The following is a 13,091-nucleotide window of genomic DNA, read 5'->3' on the forward strand; positions in this document are numbered from 1 at the left end:
GACCTCGGTGACGTCGTCGTAGAGCGGCGGGGTGGCGTCGTCGGTGCCGTGGCGGAGGAAGAGCAGGTCGCCCTCCTGGACGCCCTGGGCGGCGAGCGGCACCGCGGTGTCGAGCCGGGTGCCGTCGGCGCGGCGCAGCACCCAGCCGCCGTGCCGGACGCCGCCGTCCTGGGTGGCGTCCTCGCCCGCGTGTCGCAGCAGCGTCGGCAGCAGTCGGGCGAGCGGCACCCCGGCGGGCACCGCGAGGTCGGCGCGGCTGGTGGGTCCGGCGACGCCGATGCGGACGAACTCGGCGCCGCCACCGGGGGCGTGCGGCGCGGCGTCGCCTGGGGCGACCGGCGCGGTGGCCGACGGCTGGGTGAGGCTGCCGCTCATGAGGTGGTCCTCGGGCTCGGATCAGAAGAGGAAGGGACAGAAGGGGTGGCAGGGCCGGAAGGAGAGGTGGCGTGGGGCGAGTCGGACCGGACGAGTTGGACGGGCACGTTGCCGAGCCTGCGGTGGGTGAGCAGGGCGCGGCCCTTCTTGCGGGTGGCCGGCTTGAAGCCCCAGATCGGCATCTCGTCCTTGGGGATGCTGAGCAGCGCGCCCGGCAGGTTCAGCTCCTTGAGGCGGCCGAGGATGGGGTCGACGACGGCGCGGGAGGCGCCGCCCGCCTGCCGGGTGATGTAGAGGTGGAGGCCGATGCCCCTGGCGTGCGGCAGGAAGTCGAGCAGTGGCTTGAGGGGGTTGCCGCGGCTGGTCGAGACGAGGTCGTAGTCGTCGACGAGGAGGTAGATCTCGGGGCCGGTCCACCAGGAGCGGTCGCGCAGTTGCTCGGGGGTGACGTCGGTGCTGGGGAGCCGCTTCTTCAGGCCGTCCGCGAGGCCGCCGACGACCTCGGTCGACCGCTCCTGGGTGGTGGAGTAGCCCAGCAGGTGGGGGCCGTCGAACTCGCGGAGCATCGTCATCCGGTGGTCGAGGATGATGAGCTTGGCCCGGTCGGGGGCGTAGCTGTCGATGACCTGGTGGGCGACGGCCCGCAGCAGCGACGTCTTGCCGGACTCGGTGTCGCCGATGGCGATCAGGCCGGCGTCCTCGCCCGGCGTGAAGACGACGGGTTCCAGCCGGTTGCCCTCGATGGCGACGGTGACGCCCCTGACCGCGGCGGCCTCGGCGGCCCCGGTGGCGGACAACACGTCGGCGAGCGGGAAGCTGGTGGGCAGCAGCCGGACGCGGGGGGCGACCTGGCCCTGCCAGGCGTCCCTGATCCGGCGCACCAGGTCGCCGACGCCGTCCGCGATGCCGGTGTCGGAGCGGACGCCGTCCACCCGGGGCATGGCGAGCAGGAAGTGCAGGGAGTCGGTGGTGATGCCGCGGCCCGGGCGGCCGGTGGGGATGGTGCGTTGGGCCTTGCGGTCCATCTCGGAGTCGAGCGCGTCGCCGAGCTTGAGCTCGATCTTGGTGCCGATCATGTCCCGCATGCCCATGCGCATGTCGAGCCAGCGGTTGCCGGTGATGACGAGGTGGATGCCGTAGGTCAGCATGCGGCCCGCGGTGGCCATCAGGGTGGCCTCGAGCTCGGGGTAGCTCTGCCGCAGCACCGCCCAGCCGTCGACCACCAGGAAGACGTCACCGAAGGCGTCATCGACGCGGCCCTCGGCGCGGGCGGCGCGGTAGGCCGCCATGGACTCGACGCCGGACTCGCGGAACCTGGTCTCGCGGCTCTCCAGCAGTTCGAGGATCTCGGCGACGGTGCGGTTGACGATCTCGGCGTCGAGCCGCCCGGCCACCCCGCCGACGTGCGGCAGGCCGGCGAAGGGGAACAGCGTGCCGCTGAAGTCGAGGCAGAAGAACTGCACCTCCCACGGCGTGTGGCGGAGCGCGAGGGAGGCGATCAGCGAGCGGACGCCGGTGGACTTGCCGCTGTGCGGGCCGCCGACGATGGCGACGTGGCCGCCGGCGCCGGTGAGGTCCAGCTCCATCGGGTCGCGCCGCTGGTGGAAGGGGCGGTCGACGACGCCGACGGTGGCGGTGAGCGGCGGCCTGGTCGGCGCGGCGCCGAAGCCGCGGCCCGGCCGGACGGCGAGGTCGCCGTGCAGCCGGTCGAGCGGTTCCGGGGCGTCGAGCGGCGGCAGCCAGACCTGGTGGGCCTGCGTGCCGTGTCCGGTCATCTGCTCCACCATGACGCCGAGCACGGTGGGGCCGAGGTCCTCGGCCTCGTCGAACTCGTCGACGCGCGGCTGGGGTTCGGGCTCGGGGTCCTGCTCCTCTGCCGGCACCGGCACGTAACCCGCGGGGAACGGGCGGATGTTGATGCCGCCGCCGAGCGCGGCGCCGGTGGTCTCGTCGCCGGTGCGGTAGGGGCCGGAGACGTAGGCGGCGCGGAACCGCTTCAGCGTCGTGGTGTCGGTCTTGAGGTAGCCGTGGCCCGGGGCGCTCGGCAGGTGGTTGGCGTCGGGCACGCCGATCGCGGTGCGGGACTCCGACTCGGAGAAGGTGCGCAGGCCGATCCGGTAGGAGAGGTGGGCCTCCAAGCCGCGCAGCCGGCCCTCGTCCAGGCGCTGGGAGGCCAGCAGCAGATGCAGCCCGAGCGAGCGGCCCAGCCGGCCGATCTGCACGAAGAGGTCGGCGAAGTCGGGCTTCTGGGCGAGGAGTTCGGAGAACTCGTCGACGACGATGAACAGGCTGGGCAGCGGCGCGAGGTGAGCTCCGCGTTGGCGGGCGCGCTCGTAGTCGCGGATGGAGACGAGGTTGCCGGCGTCGCGCAGCACCTCCTGCCGCCGGTTCATCTCGCCGGAGAGCGCCTCCCGCATCCGGTCGACCAGGGTGAGGTCGTCCTCCAGGTTGGTGATCACGGCGGCGACGTGCGGGAGTTCCGACATGCCGGCGAAGGTGGCGCCGCCCTTGAAGTCGACCAGCACCAGGTTGAGCTGGTCGGAGGCGTGGGTGCTGGCCATGCCGAGCACCAGGGTGCGCAGCAGCTCGGACTTGCCCGATCCTGTGGCGCCGACCAGCAGCCCGTGCGGGCCCATGCCGTTCTGCGCGGACTCCTTGATGTCGAGGTCGAGGACGCCGCCTTCGGCGGAGACGCCGATCGGGGTCCGCAGCCGGTCCCGCATCGGGCGCGGGCGCCAGAGCCCTTCGAGGTCGAGGCGGCCGGGGTCGGCTATGTGGAGCAGGCTTGGCAGGGTGTTGACGGTGGTGGTCAGGTCCTCGGCGTCGCCGGTGCTCTGGGCGATGTCGGCGCGGAACCTGGCGAGTTGGCGGGCCAGCGCGTCGGCCTCGGGCTCGGAGAGCGCGTCGGCGGTGCCGAGTTCGTCGCTGGTCTCGCCGGCGAGGACCGAGAGCCGTCCTTCGGCGACGTCGAGCCGGACGCCGTGTGCCTCGGTGAGTGCGGCGGCCCGGCCGTCGACGTCGAGGACGGTGACGCCCTGCATGCCGTTGGGGTCGAGCAGCGCCTCGCCGCCGGTGACCAGGCCGCCGTCCAGGATCAGCAGCAGGTGCGGCAGGTCGGGGTCGGGTTCCGCGTCGCGGTTGAAGCGGGTGCGGCGGGTGAGCTCGGCGCCCAGCCAGTCCTCCAGGACGGCGAGGCTGGGGTGCGTCATCCGGACCGGGCCCACATGGTCCTTCTCCTCGGGGTGGTGGGCGTGCGGCAGCCACTTGAGCCAGCTCCAGCGCGGGCCCTCGATGTCGGCGGCGCAGAGCAGCACCCGCAGGTCCTTGGGCGAGTGGAAGGTGACGGCGTGCGCGACGACAGCCCTGATCAGCGCCCTGGCGTCCGCGCGGTCACCCGCGCTGGTGACGCCGACGGAGGCGAAGCGGCGCAGCGCGACCTGGACGGGCAGTTCGGGGACGACCGAGTGCGCCTCGATGAACCGTTTGAGCGCCACGGCGGACAGCGGGTCCAGGTCCTCGACGGGCGCGGACTCGCCGGGCACCAGCGGGGTGGCGAGGTAGCGGGGGCCGCGGCCGACCCGGACGACGCCGAAGTCGGCGTCGGTGCCGCGGCGTTCCCACAGCCGGCGGCTGCCGGCGAGCGACCAGAGGGTGCCGGGGGCCGGCGCGTTCCACTCCAGGGCCTCGCGCTGGGCCTCGGCGGTGCGGCGCACCTCGGTCCTGGTGCGCTCCAGGTAGCGCAGGTACTCGTGGCGCTCGTTGCGTGCCTGGCTCTTCGCGTTGCCGCGCTGCCGCACCACCGAGCCGACGACCATCGCCAGGCAGGACACCAGGAACATGGAGCCGACGATGTAGCCGATGGGGCCGCGGCCCATGGTGAGCATGTAGAGGACCGAGCCGAGCCCGCTGAGCGCGGGCAGGGCGGTCATCCAGAGGTTGTTGTCCTCGGGCTTCGGCAGCGGTGGCGGAGCCTTGAGCACCAGTTCGGTCGAGGGCGCGGCGGGCTGGGACGCGCGCGCCGGTCGCCGGAACACGGTGGTCGGGCTGGTCACGATCTTCTTTGCCTCTCAGGCCGGTCATCGCCAACGCCAAGATCCCGCCCCATGGTAGGGCGACTCCTGGCGTGCGCACGGGGCCCCTGGGGCGGCCGTCTATCCCGGGGAAGTGCCTGGCGTCAGATTGCATCCGCGATCATGATCGCGGCTAGGGGCGCCGTGTACCAGACACGTATCAGTTCCGTACGGCTCCGTCTCGGCCGACGGTCGCGGTTGACAGCCTCAGCCCACGGTCTCCTTGTAGGCGCGGTCCAACTGGCTGGCCTCCCAGCTGTATCGGCCGGACACGCCGATGACCTCCCGGTGCAGGTCCTCCTTGCTGACGTCGGGGTCGGTGCTGGGGTCGCGGAACCTGGTGTCGCCGAGGCCGTCGTAGTCGGCGGCGACGGCGGCCCTGGCGACGATGGTCTCGGTGACCCAGTCGCCGTACTGGATCGAGTCGAGCCGGGTGTTCTCGGCGGCGATGGCCGGGTCGGGCTGGGAGTAGCGGAACATCTCGCCGAGGCCGTACGCGCCGACCCGGATGGCCATCTTGGCGGGCAGCGGGGCGACCATGTCGCGGACCATGGCGCCGGCCTGGCCGATGGCGGTGACGGCGGACGCCTGCCGCCGGTTCTCGTCGCCGACCGACACGGCGGCGTTCTGGGCGTTCTCGACGGTGCCGGCGATCCGGCCGATGCCCTCGAACGCGGCGCCCTCGTCGTGCCGGCCCTCGGGGTCGCGGGTGAACGCGTTGTAGGCGGTGACCTCCTGCCAGGTGGTGACGCCGTCGAGGAAGTCCTGGCTGGCGTCCGACTCGCCCCGCAGGAGCATGTCGAACAGGCCCTGCCGGTCGTCGCGGGAGAGCCCGAATGAGTAGCGGTAGTCGGTGCCGTACAGGTCGCGGTCGGTGCGGGCGTTCGGGTCGTCGGGGTCGGTCGGCACGTCGAAGGAGCTGTCCTCGGACGCCTTGGAGACCATGTCGAGGTACTGGACGGCGGTGTCGCCGATGGCGTCCTGGAGGGCGGTGTGGTCGGCGGGGAAGTAGCCGGGCAGTCCCTGGGCGAGCACGTCGTTCCTGTGGTCGGGCGCGTCGGTGAGCACGTGGTAGGCGGCCTCGACGTAGGCCCTGGCCTCGTCGCTGTTGTGGTCGACGCCGTCGGGGACGGTGGTGCCGGCCCTGATCAGGTCGCCGGCGCCCGAGCTGTCCTCCCAGTGCAGGCCGAGCAGGTTGTCGCGGAAGACGTCGTCGTTCAACAGGTCGGCGGAGGCGCCCGTGTTGAGGGACGTGGTGCGCAGCAGGTCCCGGCTGAAGGTGTTGTCGGTGCCCAGGTACTCGCTGTTGGTGCGGAACTGGACGTCGACGGCGGCGTGCGCGAGGTCCGTCGCGAAGACGTCGCCAGGGGGCACGGTGGCGGTGGAGAGCAGGGCGCCGAAGTCGTTGAACCGCCTCAGCGCCGGCCGGTACTCGGAGTTGCCGATCGGGTAGAGGCCGGTGCCTTCCCGGTAGTCGTAGACGTACTCCCGGATGCCGTCCGGGATCAGCTCCTTGTTCTCCGGGATGGTGATGTCGATGCCGCCGTACTCGGCGCCGGTCAGCAGGTTGATGCCGTTGGCGACGCGGCGCAGCGCGGTGTTGTCGCCCTCCGGGTCGCGCAGCGCGCCGAGGGCGGCGAGGTCCTCGGCGTCCAACTGCTCGTAGAACTCCAGCAGATAGGCCCGCTCCTGGGGGTTGAGGAACGACAGGTTCTCGCTGCCCGGCTTGTCGGGGTCGGCGAACACGCCGAGGGCGATGCCGTCCAGGCCCTCGGTGTAGCGGAGCAGCACGTCCCGGTCGGGGTGTTCCTTGGCCAGTTCCTCGGCGATGCGCTGGCCGGCGAAGGTGGCCATCTCCTCGGTGGTGAACAGGTCGAAGGGGCCGCCCGACAGGTCGTAGCCGAGGTCGCCGAGCTCCTGGCCGAACTCGGCGAGCCTGGTGCGGTACGCCTCGATGGCCTCGGTGATCTCGCCGTCGGTGGCGACGGCGTCGTCGGCGGCGTCCTGGAGGTGCCGGTCGCGGATCTCGTCGGCCAGCGATCCCCGCAGGCTGTACACGGCGCGGGACCAGTCCTGTTCCGGCGTGATGCCGAGGGTGCGGCCGCGGTAGGAGACGTCGAGCGGGGCGATGGGCCGCACGACGCTCGTCGGGGCCGCGGGCATGGCGGCGACGGCGGCCTCCAGGGCGCTCTGCCAGCCGTTCCACTCGTTGATGGCGGCGCTGACGTGCCGGGTGCGGCCCTCCTCGAGGCCGCCGTCGCCGAGGACGAGGCGGAGCACCTCGTCGTCGGCGTCGATGGCGCGGTTCATCGCGCGGACCAGGTAGCCGACGACGCGGTCGATGTCCTGGCCGTTGCCCTGGAGTCCTTCGGCGGTCTCGTCGATCCGCCCGTCGCCGTCGACCAGCGAGTCGCCGTCGAGGCCACCCGCGTAGATGCCGGTCTCGGTGGCCTGGGAGGCGAGTTCGCCGGCGTCGGCGGCCTCGCCAGCGGCCCGGGCGTAGACGGCGGCCGTGTCGGCCATGTCGTCGGGCCTGATCTCCTCGGCGAACTCCCGCTGCCTGGTCCAGGGCTTTCTGCCCGCCTTCTCCTCTACCTCGTCCGGCGTGAAGTTGAAGTCAGGCACTCGCTCGTCCCCCGCAGCGTTTCCGATCACAGTCGCCCCCAACCTCCGTGGAGGCCGGGGCCGTGCCGTTTCGGTCGCGTTACCGGGGGTCGAAGCGTCGGTGAACGGTGGTCAGTAGGGCGACCCGCGCCGAACGGCGCCGGTCAGCGGCTCACTGGTGTGCCGGTCGTGACCACTGGCCGCCGTCGGAGGCGTCGCGCTTGATGGCGTCGTTGTATCCATCGATCAACGCGGCCTGGTAGTGCGGGAAGACGTCGCCCCCGATCGTGTCGCTCGCCGAGAACACCTCACTCGGGCGGAAGTTCTCGTCGCCCTGACGCGGCAGCGTGTCCGCGTGCCGGCTCGCCGCCCCGTCGTAGTCGGCGTCGATGGCGGCCTGGGCGACCTGCTTCTTGAGCGGCCCGTCCCCGTAGTTCTCCGCGTCCCACTGCGCCTGCGCCACCGCCTCGTTGCCGGCGGGGAGGCCGTAGCGCAGGCCCTCGGTGATGCCGTAGGCGGCGGCGGTGGTGACGGCGTTGAACTTGCCGAAGTCGACGAGGGTGTTGGCGACGGAGGCACCGAGGGAGATCGCGCCGTAGGTCGTGTACTGCTGTTTCGAGTAGTCCGACACGTCGTGGTCATCCTGCACGCGGACCTGGGTGCCGGCGACGCGGGCGATGTTGCGCATCGTCGATGTCTCCTCGTGGTGCCCCGAAGCCGCGTCGCGCGTGAAGGCCCCGGTGGCGGTGTCCCGTTGCCAACGGCCCACTTCCTCGAAGAACGCCTGCCGGGTCTCCTCCTCGCTCTCGTTCATCACGGCGAACAGCCGTTCGCGTTCCGCGCCGGTCAGCTCGAAGGAGTACAGGTGGTCCCGGCCGTTGCGGTTCCGCGCCGTCCAGGGGTTGTCGCCGTCCGGGTCACTCGACGCGTGGTACCCACCCTCCTGGGAGCCGGCCGAGACGTGGTCCATCCACTTCAGCGTGACGTCGCCGATCGCCCGCTGCAGCGAGCCGTGGTGGGGCCAGAGGGCCTCGTCGACCGCGCTGTCGGCGTTGATCACCCGCTTGTGGTCGCCCGCTTCGCTCAACAGCTGGTAGGCGGCCTCGGTGTACTGGGCGGCCGCCGGGTCGTTGTGGTCGACCCCGGCCGGGAGCAGCGCGCCGGAGCGGATCAGGTCGGCCGCCCCGTCGCTCTCGTGCCAGACCGTGTTGAGGAAGTCCGAGCGGAAGTCGTCGTCGGCCAGGAGGGCGGCCGCGGCCTCGCTGTTCCGCGACGCGGCGGTGAGCAGGTCGCTGCTCCCGGTGTCCGTCACGTAGTCCGTGAAGTGGATGTTCCACCCGGGCTGCAGCTGCGCCAGGCCCTGGATGTCGACGGCCGTACGAGCCATGTCCTTGGCGAACTGGTCGCCTGGCGGGACGACGGTGTGCGACATGAGGTCACCGAACTGGTTGAAGAGCGCCAGCTCCTTGATGAAGTCCTGGCCCTCGGTCGGCCCGTACTCGTAGATGGGGTACAGGCCGCCCTGCTTGTCGTCGTACACGAACCGGCGGACGAACTCGGGCAGCGCCTGCCGGCCGGCCTCCGTGCTCGGGTCGTGACCGCCGAGCTCGGGATCGGCCAGCATGGCGATGCCGTTGGCGAGGTTGACCTTCGACTCGTCCCAGCCCTCGATCTTCGTGGCCAGGGAGGCCAGCACCTCGGGGTCGTCGATCCGGCCGATGAAGGCCTCCAGGTAGGCGAGTTCGGCGTCGGTCAGCCTGCGGGAAGGCTCACCGGGATTCAGCGAGTCCCCGTAGACGGCGTCCGCGATGCCCTCGAGACCCTGGCTGTACATGGCCAGCAGTTGCTGATCGGGGTCGTCCTTCTTCAGCTCCTCGAGGAACTTCCCCGCCGAGTACTCGGCCATTTCCTCGGTGGTCCAGAGCCCCAGCGGACCGGACAGGTCGTACCCCAGTCCCTGCAGTTCGGCGCCGTACTCGGCCAGCTGGGTCCGGTATGCCTCGATGACGTCCGTGATCTCGCCGTCGGCGGTGACGGCGTCCTCCGCGGCGTTGCCGAGGTGCTTCTCGCGGATCTCGGTGGCCAGGGAGCCGGGGAGGCTGTAGACCGCGCGGCTCCAGTCCTGTTCCGGGGCGATGCTCAGGGTCCGGCCGCCGTAGCTGACGTCGATCGTCATGATGGGCCGCAGCACGAAGCTCTCGCCCAGCGGGTTGCTCGGCACGGCGGCCTCCAGGGCGCTCTGCCAGCCGTTCCACTCGTTGACCGCGGCGCTGACGTGCCGGGTGCGGCCCTCGTCCAGGCCGCCGTCGCCCAGCACCAGGTCGAAGACCTCCTCGTCGGCCTCGATCGCCCGGTTCATCGCGCGGACCAGGTAGCCGACCACGCCGTCCATGTCCTGGCCATTGCCCTGCAACCCGCGGGCCGTAGCGTCGATCCTGCCGTCCTCGTCCACCAGGGAGGCGCCGTCGAGCCCGCCGGCGTCCGCGCCGATCTCGGTGGCGTGCTCGGCCAGTTCACCGGCTCCGGAGGCCTCGCCGGCGGCCCGCGCGTACACCGCCGCGGTGTCGGCCATGTCGTCGGGCGCGATCTCCGAGGAGAAGTCACGCTGTCTCGTCCAGGGGCGCCGCTCGGCCTTCGCCTCGACCTGGGCGCTGGTGAAGTTGAAGTCGGGCAAGGTGGTGCCTTTCTCAGTCCCCCCGTGGGGTGGTGCGTCAGTTGGCGGTGGCGTCGTTGTAGAGGGCGTCGTCGTATCCCTCGATCAGGGCGTCGCGGTAGCCGTTGTAGTCCCCCTCAATGCCCTTGGTCGCGCGGCTCACGTCGTCCTGATCCACATTGGGGGAGGCCGGGTCGGGCAGCTTGATTTTCTTGCCGTCGTCATCGAAGCCGGCGCCGTGGTAGTTCGTACTGATGGCGGCCTCGGCGACGGTGCGCCGCACCGCGTTGTCACCGAAGTTCACGGCGTCCCACTGCGCCTGCTTGTGCTCGGCGGCGCCGTCGGGGAGCGAGTAGCGCAGCGCCTCCGTGACGCCGTAGGCACCCGCCGAGGTGATCGCGTTGCCCTTGCCGAAGTCCACCAGGGTGTTGAGCACGGACGCGCCGGTGGAGATGGCGCCGTACGAGGAGAACTGCAACTTCGAGGAGTCGTCCGCGGGCTCCACCCGCTGCACGTACTCGACGGTGCCGGCCACCCGGCCGATGTCGTGGAAGGTCGCGGACTGCCGTTCGTGGCCGCTCGACCCGTCGCGGAGGAACGCGTCGTGGGCGGTCTGCGCCTCCCAGGCGCCGACCCCCGCGAAGAAGTCCTGCCGCACGTCCTCGTCGCCGGAGTTCAAGAGGGAGAACAGCGCCCTGCGATCGTCGCCGTTGAGCTCGAAGGAGTAGAGGTAGTCCTGGCCGTGCAGGTTCTCGTCGGTGAACTCCCTGCCGTCGGTGGACGCGAAGAACTCGGTGTCCTCCGAGCCCTTGGACAGCATGTGCATGTACTCGAGCCCCGTGTCGCTGATCGCGCGCTGCAGCGCCCGCTGGTCCAGGGCCATCGGACCGTCCTGCGGGCCGCCCTGGCCGAGGATGTACCGGCCGTTGTCGGGCGCGTCGGCGAGCAGGTTGTACGCGGCCTCGACGTACTGTCTGGCCTCCGGGTCGTTGTGGCCCACGCCCTCGGGGATGGAGGTGCCGGCCCTGATCAGGTCGCCCGCGCCGTAGCTGTCCTGCCACCACTGGCCGAGGAACTCGTCGCGGAAGTCGTCGTCGTTGAGGAGCGCCGCGGACGCCTCGGTGTTGCGGGAGACGGTGGTCAGCAGCCCGCTGCTGCCGGTGTTGGCGACCTGCTCGTCGGCGTAGATGCCGAGCGCCTGCTGCACGCCGGTGCGGGCCTGGATGTCGAGGGCGGCGTTCGCTATGTCCTCGGCGAAGGCGTCGCCCGGTCTGAGGGAGCCGTGCGACATGATGTCGCCGAAGCCGTTGAAGAGTTGGAGCTCCTCACGGAAGCCGTCCGGGTCGGTGGTGTCGCTGTCGCCCGGCCACATCCGGCCGTTCTCGTAGTCGTAGACGAAGCGGCGGACGACCTCGGGCAGCGCGGCGCGGCCCGCCTCGGTGTTCGGGTCGTACCCGCCGATTTCGGGGTCGGTCAGCATGGTGAGGCCGTTGGCGATGTTCCGCTTGGCCTCGTCCCAGCCGTCGATCGTGTTGCCGAGGGAGGCCAGCGCCTCGGCGTCGACGCCCGAGAAGAAGGTGTCCAGGTAGGCGCGTTCCTCCGCGGTGAGATCGCGCAGCGGGTCGCCGGGGTTGGCGGAGTCGCCGAAGATGGCGTCGGCGATGCCGGAGAGCCCCTGGGTGTACATGGCGAGCAGCTGCTGGTCGGGCTCGTCCTTCGCCAGCTCCTCGGTCAGTTTCTCGGCGGCGTACTCGGCCTGCCCCTCCGTCGTCCACAGACCGAGCGGTCCCGCCAGGTCGTAGCCGAGGCCCTGGAGCTCGCTGCCGTACTCCATGAGCCGCTGGCGGTAGGCGTCGATGTGGTCGCTGATCTCGTCGTAGCTGGCCTCGGCGCTGTCCACGGCCCGGTCGAGGTGCTTCTCGCGGATCTCGGCGGCGAGGCTGTCCGGCAGCGAGTAGACGTAGCCGCCGCCCGACTCGGCCTGGTCGGCGTTGATCGTCTTCCCGTTGTGGGTGACGGCGACGGCGACGGTGCCGGAGATGGCCCCGCTGTTGTTGGCCTCGGTGACGGCGCCCCGCAGCGCCGACTGCCAGCCGTTCCACTCGTCGACGGCGTCCTGGAGGTGGTCGGTGTACTTCTTCTCGAGACCCTGGGGGCCGTGGATCTCGTCCTGGACGTCCGACTCCGCGTCGATGGCCCGGTTCATCGCCTGGACGAGGCGGGTGACGACCTCGTCCATGTCCGCGCCGTTGCCCTGCAGGCCGCGGGCGGTCTCGTCGATCCGGCCCTCGTCGTCCACCAGTGAGGCGCCGTCGAGGCCGCCGGACTCGGCGCCCAACCTGGTGGCCTCCTCGGCGAGTTCGCCGCTGTTCTCGGCCTCCCCCGCCGCACGCGCGTAGACCGCGGCCGTGTCGGCCATGTCCTCGGGGTCGATCTCCTCGGAGAACTCCCTCTGTCGGGTCCACGGCTTCTTCTCGCCGGCCTTTCCTTCGACTTCATCTCTCGTGAAATCAAGCTTCGGCACGACGGGCTCCTTGGACTCAGGTACAGAGGGAGGTCATCCTTGAACTCGCTTGCTTTCGTTGGTGAACAAATTCTTACCCGATGATGAAGCGTTAACGCTAGACAGCGTCCGAAATACCCCGAAAAATGGGAGAGTTGCGGGACTCCACCGAGGAGGCGGCGACATTGACAGCAGCCTCGGCCTCGACGTCCATCTCCTCGCCGGTGCCGGCGACGAAATTGTCCGCCCCGGCCATGCCCTCCCGGCCCTCCGCCGCCCGCGAGACGCCCCGTGACTGCGTGTCACGCGTGCTGATCACGGCGTTGACGAAGGCGTCGGCGCCGGCGTAGCTACTGGCGTTGGGGGTCGCCCGGTCCAGATAGCGCCGCGTGCTCTCCGCCATCTCGGCGGTCTCGTAACTGCCTCGCGCGGATTCCCGGAAGCCGTCCGGAATGTAGTAAAGGCCGTCACCGGACATGGTTTCTTCCCTTCCGTGGTGGCGGATCTCCGCGCCCCGGCACGGGCCGGGGCGCGGAGATCCGCCGTCATTCCAGCGGAGCGCCTAGGCGCCGAGCACTCCGTTACTGGCGTTCCGATTCGACGCCCATACCGCGGGATCCTCGGTCAGCTCCGTCGGCTTGCCCATGCGGCCGCGCTCGTCCTTGTCACGGTCCGACCGCTTGGCTCCCGGGGAAGGAGGGGGGGTGCTCCCCGGACGCCCGGTCAGCCCGTGCCGGGCGGACGCGTCCCTGGCTCCCGACCGCCAGGTGGCGGCCGGCTCGCCGACGCCGCGGGCCCGGGTACCGGCCCGCCCGCCGTTCCTGGCGCCCTGCTGCCCGCGCCCGGCGGCGGCGGCCGCGCCGGGCCCCGGGGCGAGAGCGCGCGC

At 71.2% G+C, this 13,091-nt stretch carries 7 protein-coding genes; all 7 read right to left on the reverse strand.

Annotated features, from left to right (window positions below):
- The coding region (locus ACYVPE_RS36770; protein WP_461038176.1) for an EsaB/YukD family protein at positions 1-375 on the reverse strand (375 nt) is incomplete at its 3' end.
- The gene (gene eccCa, locus ACYVPE_RS36775) at positions 372-4,427 is read right to left on the reverse strand and encodes a type VII secretion protein EccCa (RefSeq protein ID WP_461038177.1); all 4,056 of its coding nucleotides are present in this window, start codon (positions 4,425-4,427) and stop codon (positions 372-374) included. The genes eccCa and ACYVPE_RS36770, both read right to left, overlap by 4 nt.
- A 225-nt stretch (positions 4,428-4,652) precedes the next feature.
- Positions 4,653-7,070 (reverse strand): hypothetical protein, encoded by a 2,418-nt coding sequence (locus ACYVPE_RS36780; RefSeq protein WP_461038178.1) that lies wholly within the window; start codon positions 7,068-7,070, stop codon positions 4,653-4,655.
- A 151-nt stretch (positions 7,071-7,221) separates the two neighbouring features.
- Positions 7,222-9,723 (reverse strand): TPR repeat region-containing protein, encoded by a 2,502-nt coding sequence (locus ACYVPE_RS36785; RefSeq protein WP_461038179.1) that lies wholly within the window; start codon positions 9,721-9,723, stop codon positions 7,222-7,224.
- A gap of 37 nt (positions 9,724-9,760) precedes the next feature.
- Positions 9,761-12,226: a hypothetical protein gene (locus ACYVPE_RS36790; RefSeq protein WP_461038180.1), complete on the reverse strand. Its 2,466-nt coding sequence runs from the start codon at positions 12,224-12,226 to the stop codon at positions 9,761-9,763.
- Positions 12,227-12,323: 97 nt separating this feature from the next.
- Positions 12,324-12,683, reverse strand: coding sequence for a hypothetical protein (locus ACYVPE_RS36795; protein WP_461038181.1), 360 nt, complete (start codon positions 12,681-12,683; stop codon positions 12,324-12,326).
- Between the two features lie 84 nt (positions 12,684-12,767).
- Positions 12,768-13,091, reverse strand: a 324-nt coding sequence (locus ACYVPE_RS36800; protein WP_461038182.1) for a hypothetical protein, incomplete at its 5' end; no start/stop codon positions are given.

It is taken from the genome of Streptomyces mayteni (genome assembly GCF_054783955.1).